Annotated in this window: 10 protein-coding genes; 3 read left to right on the top strand and 7 right to left on the bottom strand. The window is 66.2% G+C overall.

Features of this window, described 5'->3' with window-relative positions; translation table 11 throughout:
• The 6 genes from CXY78_RS21920 to CXY78_RS18305 all read right to left on the bottom strand — a co-directional run bounded on the left by CXY78_RS21920 (position 1) and on the right by CXY78_RS18305 (position 11,434).
• The gene (locus CXY78_RS21920; RefSeq protein ID WP_104090578.1) at positions 1 to 3,369 is read right to left on the bottom strand and encodes an ATP-binding protein; all 3,369 of its coding nucleotides are present in this window, start codon (positions 3,367 to 3,369) and stop codon (positions 1 to 3) included.
• Positions 3,366 to 4,073 carry a DUF4194 domain-containing protein gene (locus CXY78_RS18335; protein ID WP_092339632.1) on the bottom strand — a complete coding sequence of 236 codons (708 nt, stop codon included), beginning with the start codon at positions 4,071 to 4,073 and terminating at the stop codon, positions 3,366 to 3,368. Before CXY78_RS18335 ends, CXY78_RS21920 begins: the two co-directional genes overlap by 4 nt.
• Positions 4,066 to 5,589 carry a DUF3375 family protein gene (locus CXY78_RS18330; protein WP_158253345.1) on the bottom strand — a complete coding sequence of 508 codons (1,524 nt, stop codon included), beginning with the start codon at positions 5,587 to 5,589 and terminating at the stop codon, positions 4,066 to 4,068. The genes CXY78_RS18335 and CXY78_RS18330 overlap by 8 nt, the downstream gene beginning before the upstream one ends.
• A 57-nt stretch (positions 5,590 to 5,646) precedes the next feature.
• Complete coding sequence (locus tag CXY78_RS18325; protein ID WP_092339630.1) at positions 5,647 to 7,755, bottom strand: prolyl oligopeptidase family serine peptidase; 2,109 nt, start codon at positions 7,753 to 7,755, stop codon at positions 5,647 to 5,649.
• Between the two features lie 138 nt (positions 7,756 to 7,893).
• A complete protein-coding gene (locus CXY78_RS18320; protein ID WP_199182636.1) occupies positions 7,894 to 10,137 on the bottom strand; it encodes a UvrD-helicase domain-containing protein in 2,244 nt (747 codons plus the stop codon).
• Between the two features lie 823 nt (positions 10,138 to 10,960).
• On the bottom strand, positions 10,961 to 11,434 hold the full coding sequence (locus CXY78_RS18305; protein ID WP_233197496.1) for a MarR family winged helix-turn-helix transcriptional regulator: 474 nt from the start codon (positions 11,432 to 11,434) through the stop codon (positions 10,961 to 10,963).
• 58 nt (positions 11,435 to 11,492) lie between these two features.
• On the opposite strand from CXY78_RS18305, the gene CXY78_RS18300 reads away from it, so the two are divergent.
• Both CXY78_RS18300 and CXY78_RS18295 read left to right on the top strand, forming a co-directional pair.
• Positions 11,493 to 12,302, top strand: coding sequence for a tryptophan-rich sensory protein (locus tag CXY78_RS18300; protein WP_092339626.1), 810 nt, complete (start codon positions 11,493 to 11,495; stop codon positions 12,300 to 12,302).
• Positions 12,299 to 13,957, top strand: a complete 1,659-nt coding sequence (locus CXY78_RS18295) for an MFS transporter (protein ID WP_104090571.1) — start codon at positions 12,299 to 12,301, stop codon at positions 13,955 to 13,957. The genes CXY78_RS18300 and CXY78_RS18295 overlap by 4 nt, the downstream gene beginning before the upstream one ends.
• A gap of 160 nt (positions 13,958 to 14,117) precedes the next feature.
• Here the strand turns inward: CXY78_RS18295 and CXY78_RS18290 are convergent, their stop codons facing one another.
• Positions 14,118 to 14,741 (bottom strand): Pr6Pr family membrane protein, encoded by a 624-nt coding sequence (locus CXY78_RS18290; protein ID WP_104090569.1) that lies wholly within the window; start codon positions 14,739 to 14,741, stop codon positions 14,118 to 14,120.
• Between the two features lie 210 nt (positions 14,742 to 14,951).
• Here CXY78_RS18290 and CXY78_RS18285 point away from each other — a divergent pair, with 210 nt between their 5' ends.
• Entirely contained in the window at positions 14,952 to 15,686 is a 735-nt protein-coding gene (locus tag CXY78_RS18285; RefSeq protein ID WP_104090568.1) for a phosphotransferase, read from the top strand.
• Positions 15,687 to 16,056 lie beyond the last annotated feature (370 nt).

Genomic DNA, 16,056 nt, shown 5'->3' with positions numbered 1-16,056 from the left:
CTAGGCCGCGGCTTGCGGCGACGCCAGCGGCGTGATGTAGGAATAGCCGGTGGCCGTGTTCTTGGTGATCGACAGCACCAGCTGCATGTGCGGTTCCAGGGCGGTGACCTTGTCGAGCGGGGCTCCGATGATGAGCTGAAAGCCGAGGCCCTTCCACGCGGCCACGGCCCGGCCTGCGAATTCGGCGTCGGATTTGACAAATCCCTCGTCGAGGAACACCGGGGCGAAGCGCGGCCGGGTACGGCTCTCGTCGCCGAGCTGAAAGCGCAGGGCGGCGCCGACGACGAAGGCCACGAGTTCCTGCGACTCGCCGCCGCTCTTGCCGCCGAGCGACGAGTAGGTACTGACCCGGGCTCCCTCCGGTGTGACGCGCACGGCGGTGATCTCCACGTGCTGCCGAACGTCGAGCAGCAGGTCCCGCTGCGAAGGCGTCTCAGCGGTACCAGGGCGGATCAGGCTCATGAACTGCTGCAGCCGGGTGAATCGGTCTTCGGTCTCGTCATCGGTGAATTGCTCGGTCGCACCCGAGGAAAGCACCTTGAGCTCCTTGCGAAAGGCCGTCGCATCGTCCCGGTGCAGCCGCCGCAGCGCGATCTGCAACCGGTCGCGGGTCGCACCGAACGGCAGGGTCGCGAGAATCTCGTTGATCGGCCGCAGCCGGTCTTCGATTTCTTCGATCGCGGTGTTGAAGGCGCCGGTGAGCGGCACGAGGTCCTGGCCGCTCCACGCCGACAGCCGCCGCTTCCATTCCTGACGACGCTCGGAGAGGCCGAGGGTGCGGATGGCGTCGAGGATGTCGGTGTAGCTCGTGACCGATTCGAGCGCGACACCGATATTCGGGTCGGGCCAGCGGGCCTGGTAGGTCGAGAAGATGCCGATCATGGTGGCCCGGTCACGGGCTGCGCGGTCACGATCCTGCGCCGACTGGTCGATCAACCGCTCGCGCAGGCGCTTCAGGCCGCCAGGGAAACCGGCGAGGTCGTTCCGGTCGGTAACCAGCGCGAACTGTTCGTTCAGGTGTGCGGCGTGCTCCTCTGACAGGGTCAGGGCCTCGCCCCGTTCGATCTGCTCGAGTCGGTCGTTCACCGTGTCCTGCGCGTCGACGATGCTGCCCTGCTCCTCGCCCAGCACCGAACCGACCCCGTCGGTGGTGTGCTTGAGTTTCTGGGCAGCGTCGAGTTCGAGGGTGAGCCGGCCCTCTTCGTCGCTCAGGGCGCGCAGGATATCGCTGCCGGAGCGCATCCGCTCGTATTCGGACTTCTTATCGGCAATGCGCGCGGTGGCCGCAGCGACGTCGATCGACGACCAGTCCGTGTCGAGAATGTGCTGGTGAGCGGCCTGCTGTTCCCGCAGCTCACCCAGTTGCCCCGACACAGCGGATGCCCGCCCCGCGACAGCGTCGGCCGCCAGCCCCTGCGCGGCCAGCTCCACCGCAATGTCGTCCAGCCGAGCCCGGCTGGAAAAACCGATGATCGATTTCTGGCCGCTGTTCGCGCCATGGGCTCCGCGGGAACCGTTGCGGGTCTGCCCGCTCGGGGTCACCCGTGCACCCCCGCCACCCAGCTCGGACGGGTCGGCCACGCACAGAGCGTCGAGGTTCGACGAGCGAAGGCGCGTCTGAACCCAGCTGCTGAACGGGCAATCCTTCACGTCGAGCTTGCCCGACATGTACCGGGCGTCGCCGGCCACGGCCTCGTGCGGCTTCAGCGCCACCCCCTCAAAGTGGATGCGCAGCGGCAGCTGCAACGGGTCGATCGCCGCGCTCAGGTGCGCCAGCCGCGTCTCGTCAACGAGCAGCACGCGCACGACCGACGATAGGATCACCTCGGCGGCCTGCCGCCACGCTTCTTCACCGGCGGCGAGGTCGATGAGTTCGGCCACGAACGGCAACTCCTCGGCGCCAATGCCGGCAGCCTCGGCGATCAGCAGCCGAGCCTTGTCTAGCGACTGGGGCACGAGGCTTTCGCGCCCGGTCAAAAACGCCCGCTCCTGCTTGAGTGAGCGGATGCCCTCCTCCACCGGGTACGACTCGCGTTGTAGTGCCGAGCGGGTCGCCTCCAGGGCGGCCTCGGCGTCGGCGAAACCAGCGGCAAACCGGTCAGCGCCCTGCTGGGCGGCCGCGAAGCCGGCGGCGGAATCGATCGGCACGGCCAAAACCTTGACCCGGTCGTCGAAGCCGGCGCGCTCACGAGCCACGTCGTCGTGCTGGTTGCCGAGGTGCACGAGTTCGGTCTGCAGGCGTTCGAGCACGTCGCCGCCGTTGTCGCGCTGCTGCTGTTGCAGCTCGGCTAAGCGGGTCTTGAGCGCGGTCTCCGCGTCGCGGGCCTGAATCTGGGCGGACTGGTTGTCACGGCGGGCGGCCCGGTTGGTATCGGCGGCGGCCTCGAGCAGGGTCTGCTCGGTGAGCAGCTGCCAGAGCACGAACGGGGTGTCCCCGGCGCGGTGCACGCCAAAGGTGTCGACCAGGTCGGCCTTAGCGGTGGCCGTTTCGTAGGCCTGGTGCAGGTCGGGCAGGCGTTCGAGCACCTGGGCTTTCTGGGCCTCGGTGACCATGGCGCCGTAGGAGCGTTCGAGGTCTTCGAAGTGGTCGACCGCTTTGTCGGCGGCGGCAAAGGTCGCCGGCTCTTCGAGCACCATCGACTTGTAGAGTCCGTCGACCGTTTTCACCTGCTGGCCGGCCTGGATGCGGGCGAGCAGGCGCAGTGCTTTGCCACCCTCGCCGTTCGCGCCGATTCCGAGCCGGGTGTACAGGGTCTGGGCGAACGCCGCATAGGTGTCGAACACGTCGAAGCCCTCGAAGCGGGCCTTGAGCACGCGCTTGTCGAACCGACTTTCGGCGCAGGAGGCGAGGTCGCGCAGGTCGAGGGATCCGTCTGTGGTGGCCATTTTCATGGTGACGTCGGCGAATTTGTGGGCGCCGCGCGGCACGAAGTAGGCCCGCAGCACGGTGAATCGGCGCTGGTTGTCGTCGATCAGGGTCAGTGCGATGGCGCCCCAGGTGGCCTCGTGTGCGCCGCGCAGCACCTGGTCGGTGAGCTCCCCGGTGGTGACTTCCCGGTTGGCGTCGGTCTTGCCGCGCAGGTAGGTCATCAGGTTGCGCTGGTCAACGCTGCGCGCGCGGCCGGAACCGGCGTCGTTCGAGGCACCGTTGAACGGGGTGTCCGAGGGCATCATCAGTGCCAGATAGGCGTCGAGCAGGCTGCTCTTTCCGGTTCCCGACGCACCGGAGACGAGCGTGGACTGCACCGCGAAATCTATCTCGTGATGGCCGTGAAAACCGCCCCAGTTCACCAGTTGCATCGATTCGGCCCGCCACTGGGTGGTGCCCTCGGTGGCACCGTCAATGTAGAACAGCGGGGAATCGTTCATACGAGCAGCTCCTGGTGCGAGGCGGTGAGCGATGGGTCGTCGTTGGTGGCGTCGCCGTTCTCTTCGCGCAACCAGTCGAGCAGTTCGCCGAGACGTTCCACCGACAAAAGCACCTCGATCACCGCCGAAACGCGAAACCGGTCAGGGTCGCTGGTCTTCAGCAGCACCCGCGCCTTGGCGAGACTGTCGACCGCGGCCGACGCCTTGCGGGCGTCGCCGGAGAGGTCGGTGGCGTAGTCCGGGCGAAAGTGCGCGACGTTCTCGACCAGGTTCTCCCGGTCGACGAGCACGATCTCCTGGCCGCCTGCCCGTTCGCTGCGAAACCGCTGGCGCAGCAGCACGAGCAGAATGGTCTCTTCGCGGGTGTACGCGACGTCGTGCAGCAGCGTGGGAAACCGTTCGCCGCCCTCGGCAACCGCCTGCCGCTTGAACGCGACCTCGTAGTGCAGGTCGACGTGCAGGTCTAGGAAAACGTCGTTGAGGCGCGACTTGAGCAGGCTCTGCGAGGCGAGCAGCGTCTGCCATTCGACCGGCTGCAGGGCCGCCGAGATGTAGCGGTGCTTCAGCAGCAACACAAGGGTGCGGCGCTGCTCCACGCTGAGTCCGCCCTCATCGCCCTCGAACAGCGACAGGCTCCGCGGGTCGCTGTCGATCCCGGTGTTTTCCAGGTCGCGCGCCAGGTCGTCCGACAATTCGTCATTCATGCTGGTATCCCAAATTCTGAGCGGCCAGGGCCGCCGTGTCGTCGTCGGTCAGAATACGGCGGGGCACGTCGAAGAGCCGCACCGAGCCATCCGGTCGCACCGTTTCGAAGCTTTCCAGGCCGGTCGAATCGGTTGTCTGGCTGAGCTGGGCGGCGAGCTGCAGCAGGCCGAGAATCTCCACCGGCCGGCGCAGACTCACGTCGAATCCGTTGAACAAGCCACCAACGGATGCCGCCTCCCCCGCACCGGAACCCGCGCCGAAAGCCGCCACGAGAGCGTCACGCAGTTCTTCGAGCAGCGGACCGCCCTGCTGGCGCAGGTCACCGAGGCTCGGGGCTGCGGGCGCCGCGGCGGACACGTCGATCAGCGCCGGCGGGGCCCGATGGGCGACCGGATCGTAGAACCGCTCCCGCAGATGTTCGACGTCGAGGCTGCCGGGCATGAGCTCGGCGGTGACGGTAGAGCGGGGACCTGCGGTCTGCATCCAGGTCGCGAGTTCACGGTTGATGTCCCGCAGCACTCGTTCGAGCTCGCGGTCTTTCACGACGTCGTGGTTGACGATGTGCTCGCGCAGGGTGGTGGTGAGTCCCTTGCGCTGGGTGAGCACGTCGTCGATGCCCTTGCGCAGCAGCGTCACCGTGCTCATGAAGCTACGACGTTCGGCAGAACTCAGTTCGAGGGCGAACGGATGCAGCAGAATCGTTTCGAGGTCGGCTTTCAGCCCCTGCATGAGAGTGTCGTTGCGCAGCAGGGTAAAGGCGCCCTCGAAGGCCCGACCCTCCGCGGTTGACGACATGAGGGCATCCGTTTTGGCGAGGTAGCCGTCGAGGACCTCGCTGATCGGGCGTTCCTCGCCGCGAAAGTCGCTGACGATCTGCCGGTGCATGGCCGCGACGGATTCTTCGACCCGTTTGAAGTCGCTCGGCAGCTGCTGAATGAGGTCGATGAGGTCGGCGTAGCCCTCGTGCATCTGCTCGTTCGAGGCGGCTGCAATGTCGCCGCCTCCGGCCAGGCGATCGCGCTCGCTGGTCAGCTCGTCGATCTGCTGGTCGAGGCGGCGCACCCGCTCTTCACGATCGGGGTTGGCCTCCGTGGCCCGGTGGCGCACCGTGTCGACGATAGTGCTGAGTCGGGATTCGCTGATCAGCGCCCGATCCCGGGCGAGACCGTCAACGAGCAGCAGGGCTTCGAGGGCGTGGCTGGTGAGCGAGTAGTGCTCCTGGTTGCCGTCAGCAGTGTCGCGCACTTCGCGGTACAGCCAGAGGTCGTTCATCCACTGCACGCACAGGGCCCGGCCGGTTTTCTCTGGGGCGCCGATGCCGATGCTGCGGAGGTCGGCGAGGTAGGCATCCACCTGGGTGTGCAGCAGTTCGCACGGCACGCTGCGTCGGTCCCGGCTGAACGAGCTCTTGAACACGGCGAGCACGAATGGCGCCCACTTGCGGTCGAGCAGGCGCAGGGTGGGTTTGTCGAAGGCTTCGCGCACCCGCGCCAATTCGCTCGCAATATCACTCAATAGCCGGTTCCTCTCCAGCTCTCCACTTTAACCGAAACTCCCGGCCGGGTCGTACGCTCAGCCGAGCAGGCGCGGCCGCTTCCAGTTGGCGCCGTGCACGTGCTGGTCGAGAAACGCGAACACGGTCTCGTACCAGATCACCGCGTGCTGCGGCTTCAACACCCAGTGGTTCTCATCGGGAAAGAAGAGGAACTTGTGCTGGGTACTGCCGTCGGCAGTGGCGTGGTGCTCGGCCAGTTCCGACCACAGCCGCAGGCTCTCGCCGATCGGCACCCGGTAGTCGTGGTCGCCGTGAATGACGAGCATCGGCGTGACAATGTCGCGCACCGCCTGGTGCGGCGAGTTGTCGATCATGCCCTGTGCCGAGAAGATGCTCTGCCAGTACTCGGAGTTATCAGTCGTACCGTTGAACTGGTCGAGCGACCACAGGCTCGCGTGGCTCACGATGGCGCGGAACCGCTCGGTGTGGCCGGCCACCCAGTTGGCCATGTAGCCGCCGAATGATCCGCCCATCGCCGCGGTCAGAGACTCATCGATCTCGGGGAGCGCTTCGGCGGCATCCGTAATCGCGAGCAGGTCGGTGTACGGCTTGGCACCCCAGGAGTTCCAGCCACGCGCGATGAAATCCAGGCCATAGCCGGTCGAGAGCGCCGGGTCGGGCAGCAGCACCGCGTAGCCGCGAGCCACGGCGAGCAGCGGGCTCCACCGCCAGCTCCACGCGTTCCAGCTGTTCAGCGGGCCGCCGTGAATCCAGAGCAACAGCGGTGCCGGATGCTGCATCGAGGCTCCCGCAGGCAGCAGCAGCCACGCGCGCACTCGCACTCCGTCCCCCGCCACGGTCTCCACCTCCGTGATCGTGCCCGGAACCACAGGCAGCGCGGCCGGGGTAGCGAGCGTGGTGATGACACCGGACCGGCTGATCCGCACCGGATGCGCCGGCGTGATCCACGAGGAACGCAACGCGACTATGGCGCCGGTCTGGGCGTCGACAGAGACATTGGTATAGCTGAAGTCGTCGGTCGTGAGCTGTTCGGGCGTGCCGCCATCGAGCGGCACCCGAAAGATCGGTCCGCGGCCGTCGTGGTCGGCGGTGACGATGAGGGCCTGGCTCGAGTCGGCCGGCGATTCTGCCGGCGAGTCGAAGACCAAGCTCGACGGCCAACGGTCCCACTCGGCGGCGAGGCGGCGCGGGTGGCCGCCGTCGAGGTCGGCGACCCAGATCTCCTGGTCGGCCGGGCCGTCCGGCGTACTGACGGCGGAACGTACGAAGGCGACCTGACGGCCGTCGATGCTCACGGTTGGCGATTCGAAGTCGACCTTCGGCTCGTCGAACAGGGTGGTCTGGGTGCCGGTCGCGACGTCGATGGACACCAGAACGTACCGGCCGGAGCGCTGCTCGGCCACCCGCAGCGCCACGATGAGCGTGGATCCGTCGGGGGTCAGGGCCTGGCCGGCGGTATCCATGGTGCGGCCGGGGGTGGGCGTGAGGTCTCGGGGACGTGGGAGGTCGGCGGGGTACGGGGCAGGGGCATCCGCTTCGCTGTTGATTGTGGGGGCCGCGATCGTGTCGTGCAGGTCGGCGAGGCTGACCGCGAGCAGGTGGGGTTCTGCGGGGCCGAGGTCGTGGTCCCAGAAGCGCACCGGATAGCTCTCGTGCAGAATGGCCGCGACCTTTTTCTCGGTGCGTTCCTTGCGGGCGGCGCCCTCAGCTTCGAGGTCGGCGGCGCTCGGTAGCAGGTCGGCCGCGATCACGAGGGACCGCGCGGCAGTCGCCACCGCTGCGATGCCGGACACTCCCCCGGTGAGCCGGGTGATCGCGCGGGCCTCGCCGCCGGCGGCGGGCAGCAGCCAGAGCTGGGCGGCCTCGGTGTCCTTCTCTGCAACGGCCGCGTCGGGCCGGCCGGAGACGAACAGCACATCACCGGCGGCCGTGAACGCCGCCTGCGATTCGCCCTTCGCCGACCGGGTCAGACGGGTGGGAACACCACTGCCGTCGGCGGCCACCGACCAGAGTGCGCGCTCATAGCTCGTCTGATCGCGGGTGAGGGTGGCGACGGTGAGCACGACGCGTTGCCCGTCGGGCGAGAGCGCGAGACCCTCCACGCGGGGCAGCGCGATGTAGTCGTCGAGGCTGGAAAAGGGTGTGGGCTGAGACTCCAATGTCATGCTTCCACGGTAGCCGACTGGGTAGGCGGCCCACGGCTCCCGCGTTACCCGTGGCTAATTCAGGAAATCCGTGCGGCCGGTGGCCCGGTCCCGCACTGCTCCGCGGGCAAGAAGCGCTACGCCCCACGGATTTCCTAATTAAGCCACGGAGGAAGTCTGTGTATCGCCCAGCGGCGCGTCCCCCACGAGGTACAGCCGCTGCGTGGCCCGGGTCATCGCTACGTAGAGTGCGCCAGCGCCACGCTCGGAGGCCGCGAGAATGGCCGCCGGGTCGACGACGATCACCGCGTCGAACTCCAGCCCCTTCGCGTCTCGCGGCGTGAGCAGCGCAATCTCCCGGCTCAGGCCGAGTGCTCCGACGCCGAGCAGATCGCCGAATTCGGCGCGCAGGGTGGCTTCGAGCTCATCGAGCCCGGCGTCGACGACGATCACGGCGAGGGTGCCACCTGCGCCGAGCGCGCGGTCGCTGCGGACCGCCACCGCGGCATCCGCTACCGTTTCGACCGGCCACTCACTCGACCGCACCGTGCGCGACGGCGTGATCGACAGACCGTGTGAGAGCGCCACCGTTTCGGCCGCCGTGGCGATCTGGCTGGGGGTGCGGTAGTTCACGGTGAGCTCTTCGAGTCGCCAACGGTCCGCTTCGGGCGAGCCGTCGAGCACCGGCTGCAACGCTTCTTTCCAGGTAGCGGATGCCGCGGCGCTGGCCGCCTGCGCAATGTCACCCACGATCGTGAACGACCGGCGCGGACCACGCCGCAGCACCAGGCGCCACTGCATCGGCGACAATTCCTGAGCCTCGTCGATGACGACGTGGCCGTAGGTCCAGCTGCGATCCCGGGCGGCGCGCTCACTCGTCGTCGAGCGCTCATCGAGTTCACCGGCTCGGGCGGCGAGGTCTTTTGCGTTGACCAAGCCCTTCACCTGCATGTTCTCGATGGCCGTCTCGGCGTTCTCCACATCGCGCCCCCGTTGTTCCTTGAGCGCGCGCTTCTTGGCCTGGTCCACCGCGTTGTACTCACCGAGCAGTTCGGCGGCTTCGTCGAGCAGCGGAATGTCGGCGATCGTGAACTCGGCGTCGCGCGGGCGTGCCAGCAGCTTGCGCTGGGCGAAACGCCAGCGGGGGGTGAGTTCCTCCAGCCATTGCGGCCGCGCATAGAGATCCTGCAGCAGTTTCTCCGGGGTCAGCGGCAGCCAGGCGGTGTTCAGTGCGACCCGCACATCGTCGGCCAGGCGCAGGTCATCGCGCAGCATCGGCAGGTCGGTGTCGTCCATCGACCGGCCCTGCTTCTGCAGCTGCTCGAGCCAGACCCGAGAGAGCGCGTTAATGGCGGTCTTCACGAACGTCACGCGGGCCTCGTTGTGAGTCTTATTGGTGCCGCGGGCACGCGCGATCGCGTGGGCCACGAGTTCGGGCTGCAGCACGATGCGATCACCGTTCACGACCAGCACCTGCGGTGCGGCAGGGGTGCGTTGCCGGGAATGCACAGCCCGCGCGATGAGGTCGGCCATGAAGGTCTGGCCTTTGAGGGCCGCGACGGCGGGGGCATCCGTTTTGGTCGCTTCGATGCCGGGGAAAAGCTGGCCGACGGTGTTGAGCACGACGCCGGTCTCGCCGAGCGAGGGCAGCACGGCCTCGATGTACTGCAGGAACGACGGTGTCGGGCCGATGATGAGCACACCGCTGTCCCGCAGGCGATCCCGGTGCGTGTAAAGCAGGTAGGCGGCGCGGTGCAGTGCCACGGCGGTCTTGCCGGTGCCCGGGCCACCCTGCACGACCAGAACACCGGCCAGCTCAGAGCGGATGATGCGGTCCTGCTCCGCCTGAATGGTCGAGACGATGTCGGACATGTGCCCGGTGCGCTGCGCGGTGAGGGCGGCGAGCAGGGCGCCTTCGCCCTGGTGCGCGCTCGCCGAAGGATCAGCGAGCAGGGCGGCATCGAGGATCTCATCTTCGATGCGGATGATGCTGCGCCCCTTGGACAGCAGGTGGCGGCGAGCCCGGGTGCCGAGCGGTGTGGCGGCGGTGGCTTGGTAGAACGCGCTCGCCTGCGGCACCCGCCAGTCCAGCAACAAAGGTTTGTGGTCTTCATCGCGCAGGCCGACCCGGCCGATGTAGCGGTAGACCGACTCGCCGGAGTCGTCGGGCATGGTTTCGAGTCGGCCGAAGGCGAGCCGGTCGTCGACCTCGCGCAGTTGCACGATGCGGTCCTCGTAGAGGCGGGCAAAGGTGTCGCGTTCGCTGCGCGATTGGTGGTTGCCACCGACATCGAGGCGGCGCACCGCTTTCAGCTGACCTTCGGCCTCTTTCGCCAGCGCGTCCAGCCGCGCATACAGGCCCTGGACAAAGTTCTGTTCCCGAACAAGCTCCTGGTCGATCACGAACACCCCTTAAACCGAAGTATTTAGTTTAGTCGCGGTCAGTGTGGGCCTTGCTGTGTATATCGAGCCGCTCGGCAAGGCCGGGACGGCCACGCTTCACACTTGCGCAAAAGGAAAGTCAGCTCGGGGGACGGGACCTCGTGCGGGTTGCTTTCGGCTCCCGCGCATTTGCGTGCACGAGGCAGCCGTCATCTTCTTGTCACGGGCGCCACGCTCACCGCGACCCCGACCGGGTGTCGTTCGTTGCCGCACTCCGAATCGCCCGCCGCTCCGTGGCACAGGGCGTTTTTTCCCCCTCCGCAACCTGACCACGCCACAGCGGTCTGGCGTCATGCGGTTCGCGCCCTTGTCCGGAGGCTGAACCCCGCCCGCCGACGACGATCAAACACTCGCGTCATCAAACGCAAGGTCTCGAAATGGCCCGCCAAACGCTTCCACCACGCCCACTGGCCACAACCCATTCACGAGCCAGAAATCACCATTCAGGTGCTTAACTGAACGGTATTGCGGCTAAGGGGTTCGCAATGAACGCGAAAAACCGACGCTTCGGCAATCTTGCGCTGGTAGACCACCATAACCACCGTGTACGCGACCACCAGGCACCAGACGAGTGCGACAGTCGCGCGGCTGGCCGGCAAATGCATGGGTATTGGGCAAGATCAGCCCAGGCAGTGAGCAGCGATGTGCGGCATCGCGACCCGGTAGGACAAGCGCGCCGTCATCCACCGCGGCGGAGTCCTCATCCGGGCCATCACGATCTGATTGAAGCCGTTAGGAGACACGCCCGCGGGGTGCCCCGCTTGCCAGGTGTCGTACGGCCGGGTTACCAGCGGCGGGCTGAGGAGGCAGAGATGATCGTGAGCAGTGCGTCACGCATCGCGTCCGCGTTCTCGAGCTCGGGAAAGAGGTCGGCCTCGAGCGTGCGGGACTGCTCCCAGACGGCGGTGCCGGCATCCGTTCTGACCACGGAGTGTCGCCGGGCGTCGTGCTCGTCCCGGGTTCGCACCACGTAGCCCTCGCGCTCGAGTCGTTCGAGGGTGCGGGACATGGTCTGCGTCTGCACGCGGGCGGCATGAGCGAGTTCGGTCTGGCTGAGCGGCCCCGAGCCGAGCAGGTGCAGTGCGACCATGCCGGCGTGGGTAAGTCCCAGCTGGTCCAGCGCCTCCACCCAGGCGTGTTCGACCAGCCGCGCGGCGGTCGAAAGCAGGCGTCCGGTCGGCCAGCAGGCCATGGACTCCTGCACTGGCGCCGGTCTCGGCTTCTGGTCCGCCGGGGGTTTCGGATCAGGTGTGGTCATGCCCCCTAATCTAGTGCTAGCGTCAACTAATCAGCTAGCTGATTACTAGGAGACTGAGATGAAACTGAGCAACGATCGTCTGCGCCAGACCGTGGTGCTGGTCAGTGCGATCCTGGCCATCGTGGGATCGTTCATCGGTTCGGGCGCCGCCGGCGGAACCCCGATCCAGAACGCGTCGGGCGGGGCCCTGGCCGCCGACGCGACCCCGATCGCCCCCGACGGCCCGGCATTCGGCATCTGGACGCCGATCTACCTCGGCCTGATCGCCTACGCTATCTGGCAGTTCCTGCCTGCGCAGACAACGGATGCCCGGCAGCGCACCCTCGGCTACCCGGTCGCCGCGTCGCTGGTCCTGAACGCGGCTTGGATCCTCAGCATCCAGTTCGACCTGCTCGCACTCAGCGTCCCCGTGATCGTGCTGCTTCTGGCCGTGCTTATCCGGGCGTTCCTGCTCACCCTCGCCTCGCGGCCGAAGAACCTGGTCGAGACGATCGTCGCCGACGGCACGATCGGCCTGTACCTGGGCTGGGTCAGCATCGCTACCGCGGCGAACGTGACGGCCGTGCTCGTCGCCGCCGGCTTCGGCGGCTTCGGTATCAGCCCGGACGTCTGGGCAGTCGCGGTGATCGCGGTGGCCGGTCTGGTCGGCGTGCTGATCGCCCTCTCCGGACGTGGCCGGCTCGCCCCCTCCGCATCCCTCTGCTGGGGACTCGCCTGGATCGCCGTCGCCCGCCTCACTGGCACTCTTCTTTCCACCCCGGCCGCGATCGCGGCCCTCGTCGCGGTGGTCGTCATTCTCACGGTCACCGTCACCATTCGCATCCGAAGCTCCTCTTCCACGTCAACGCGAGGATTGGTACCCGCATGACCAGCACCGCCCCCACCGCACCCTCGGCCCGCCGTCGCTGGGCCGGCCTCGTCTTCATCAGCATCGCGGTCGCCCTGATCATCGTCGACTCCACGATCATCAACGTTGCCATTCCCTCGATCGTGGAAGACCTGGGCATCACGTCGACCCAGGTGCAGTGGGTGCAGGAGAGCTACACGCTCGTCTTCGCCGCGCTCCTGCTTGTGTTCGGCACGCTCGCTGACCGCTTCGGGCGCCGCCGCATCCTGGTGCTCGGCGTGATCGTCTTCGCCACGGCATCCGTCTTCGCCGCGTTCTCCCAGTCGGGTGACCTGCTGATCCTGTCCCGGCTGATCCAGGGTGTCGGCGGCGCGATGGTGCTGCCGACCACCCTGTCGATCATCAACGCCACGTTCCGTGGCCGGGACCGCGGCATCGCGTTCGCGATCTGGGGCTCGACCATCGGCGGCATGGTGGCCGTCGGCCCGCTGCTCGGCGGCTGGCTCACCACCTACTTCTCCTGGCGCTGGGCGTTCGGCATCAACGTGCCCCTCGGCATCGTCATCATCATCGGCGTGCTGGTCTTCGTGGTCGAATCCCGGGATGCCGGGGAGCCCCGCCGCGTCGACGTGGTCGGTGCCATCCTCTCGGTCATCACCAGCGCCTCGCTCGTCTTCGGGTTGATCGAGGGCCGTACCTACGGCTGGTGGCTCACCAACAACGCCCCGACTTTCGGCGACTGGACCTGGCCGTACTCCTGGTCGATCATCCCGTTCGTCTTCCTGCTCACCATCGTTTCCGGGATCGCCTTCGTCGCCTGGGGGCGCTACCGGCAGCGGGCCGGGCAGACCACCCTGCTCGCCTTCTCCCTGTTCGCGATCCCCTCGTTCCGCAACGGCAATATCGCCGCCATGATCGTGTCGCTCGGCGAATTCGGCATCATCCTCTCGCTGCCGCTCTGGTTGCAGAACGTGCTCGGCTATGACGCCCTGCAGACCGGTTTCGTGCTGCTCGCCCTCGCGCTGGGCTCGTTCGTGGCCAGCGGGCTGTCGGGCGCGTTCGGAAACAAGACCTCGCCGGAGACGATCGTGCGCATGGGCATCGTCGCGGAGATCATCGGTGTCACCGGGCTCGGGATTGTCATTACCGCGGAAGCCACCTGGCTGGTGGTCGTGCCGTTCCTGTTCGTCTACGGGATCGGCGTCGGCCTGGCCACCGCGCAGCTGACCGGCGTGGTGCTCAAGGACGTCCCTGTGGCGCAGAGCGGCCAGGGCTCCGGCACCTCCAGCACCGCCCGGCAGATCGGGTCCGCGCTCGGAATCGCGGTTCTCGGCACTGTGCTGTTCACCGCGGTCGGCGCATCGCTCGACGCGAAGTTGTCCTCCGTGCCGGGCCTGCCGACCCAGACCCAGACGCAAATCGTAGACGCGGTCGTGAACAGTGCCGGCTCCGCGATCCCGGCTCTCGAGGCGCAGAGCCCGGCTGTAGCGGATGCCGCGCGGGAGGCCTTCAGCGACGGCACCCGGTGCTCGGCCTTCGCCGCTGCCGGGTTCCTCGTGCTCGGCTTCCTGGCGACGCTGCGGCTCTCGGGAACGGCGCCGCACCATGAGCAGAGCGAAGAGGAAGCTGCCGGCGAGAGCGTCACCGCGGCCCAGACGTCGGGAGAGCCGATCTAAGGCGTACCTCCTAAGGCCTGGTGAGGGTTTAAGCAGAATTTGCACCTGCCTCGTATTGCCGTGCTGTCTGACTCTGAGTGGTCTCGGATTGACTCGCGCTGAAGTGGCACGTAAACCCGCGAAGGAAGTGCAACCTAGTTTTTACCGTCTATCTGGGCTCTTATTTTTGAATGACTGGGTGCAGCCCAAATTCCGAGAAACGGGTTTCGGGCCCATCCCCAGGTGTTAAATTGCGCACGACATGCAATCGACTGGTGAGCCAGATAATCGAAGCGAAAACGACCGTTGCGACAGCAATGGCCAGAGCGTAGAGCCCGACGACGCCGTAGCCCTGTGCCGGATCTAGGAATGGGTAGGGTACCCATCCGTCGGTCGCCCCACGGATAGTGACGACGATGATCCACACGATTGGGTAGACAAGCGCGACCCATATCTTGTTCAGCGGCAGGGCACTGCGGTCGCTGAAGATCACCCAATCAAGCGCGGCATAGAGGGGCAGGACTATGTGTAACACGGAGTTAGCCCACGCGAGGGACACGCCACCTTCAAGTCCGGCCAACAACACGTTGTACACGACGCCAGTGATGACAATGTAAGTTGTTGCACATCCTCGCGCCAACATCAACGACCGCGACTGGCGTCGTCCGGAGAGGGACACGACCGCGGCCACCAGCAGCACAACAACCAGAATAATGTTGCTTTGCATGGTGAAAAACCCGAAGAAGTTGAACGGGTTAATCGTCGCCCGCGTGGCCGTGTCGAAAAATGTCGACAGAATCGCCACAGTGCCCAGTATCGCGACAGATAGTCGGACTGCAGCTACGAAATATTTCACGGTCCGCCTTTGATTAGTGGTGCCAGTCTCGGGTAATGCGTCACCCGCACAAATTTTATGGGCCCAACCTGTTTTTATGTGGAAGATTCCACGCCATGGAATCTGACACCCCCGATACCGGGAAAACGGCCAGCGTTTGCTCCCACTTAGGGCAGGGAAATGCTGTCCTACCTCCCGGGAACCGTCGGCAACTACCCATTGCCAGGCTGGATGTGGTCGCCGACGATCCTGCACGAGGCTGGATCTTTGCTCCGACGGATTCATGGCGCCGACGTGCCACTCGCGCAACTGGCCGCCACGTGGCAGCTTCCGGCGCACGAGCCAATCGAGGCGGCGTGCCTGAACGACGTCGCTCCCTACAATATGGTCTTCCAAGACGGGCACCTCACGGGTCTTATCGATGTCGACATGGCTTCCCCTGGGCCTCGGATTTGGGATCTTGCGTACCTCGCTTATCGGCTCGTACCGCTCGGCGAGTACGCAGACCGTGACGTTCCGGGAGAGGATGCTCGCCCCGGTCGGCTCGATGCCCTAATTCGCTCCTACGGCTATGACTTCGACCAGGACCGTGACGCCCTGCTCGCGCAGGACGCCACACGTCAACTCGACTCCATGGCCGTTCGCCTTCATCTGGACGATGAAAGCGACTATGGACGGTTGCGAGGGTCGAGCTCCCTCGCTAAGAAAGACGCCGCTGCTTTGAGGATGTCGTTCGTCTCGCGCAGGTCACGGTTTTCGCGCTTGAGGCGTTTGATTTCCTCGAGCTCCTCGCTCGTGGGCCCGGTGCGTTCGCCGGCGTTGGCCTGTGCCTGGGATGACCCACTTTCGGAGCGTCTCGGCGCCGATGTTGAGCTTGGGGCTAGGTCGCGGCACGCGGCCCACATTGACGGGTAATCCTTCAAACGATCAAGAGTCATACGGACCGCTCGTTCGCGAACCTCTGTTGGGTGTTTCTTGGGCATATCCGAATCCTTTCACCAGAAAGAAAGCGGCAGGAAATCAGGGACGGTTCATCCTGCTTCCCGCCGGACTCTTGGACGGGGTGTTATCAGGCACCGCGCATGTGCTCTTGCTCTTGCTCTTGCTCTTGCTCTTGCTCTTGCTCTTAGCCCGATTTGGTCATACGCCCGATGGTCAACCAAAGCAGATTTTCTGATTGTCGGCCCGGGCTGCACCGCCGAAGGTCTTGAGAATAGGTAGTGCGACTGTCCGTCCCGTAGGGAGTCCCGCTTGCGACGCGGCCGGCCGCGCTCACGATGCAGTC

It is taken from the genome of Cryobacterium sp. N19 (assembly GCF_002929595.1).
GTDB lineage: Bacteria > Actinomycetota > Actinomycetes > Actinomycetales > Microbacteriaceae > Cryobacterium > Cryobacterium flavum.
This window is presented reverse-complemented; position numbering and strand designations above follow the sequence as displayed.

Coding starts and splice junctions, on each gene's coding strand:
- CXY78_RS18325 (WP_092339630.1), bottom strand. CDS start 7,755: ATGACATTGGAGTCTCAGCCCACACCCTTTTCCAGCCTCGACGACTAC.
- CXY78_RS18295 (WP_104090571.1), top strand. CDS start 12,299: ATGACCAGCACCGCCCCCACCGCACCCTCGGCCCGCCGTCGCTGGGCC.
- CXY78_RS21920 (WP_104090578.1), bottom strand. CDS start 3,369: ATGAACGATTCCCCGCTGTTCTACATTGACGGTGCCACCGAGGGCACC.
- CXY78_RS18305 (WP_233197496.1), bottom strand. CDS start 11,434: ATGACCACACCTGATCCGAAACCCCCGGCGGACCAGAAGCCGAGACCG.
- CXY78_RS18285 (WP_104090568.1), top strand. CDS start 14,952: ATGCTGTCCTACCTCCCGGGAACCGTCGGCAACTACCCATTGCCAGGC.
- CXY78_RS18300 (WP_092339626.1), top strand. CDS start 11,493: ATGAAACTGAGCAACGATCGTCTGCGCCAGACCGTGGTGCTGGTCAGT.
- CXY78_RS18335 (WP_092339632.1), bottom strand. CDS start 4,073: ATGAATGACGAATTGTCGGACGACCTGGCGCGCGACCTGGAAAACACC.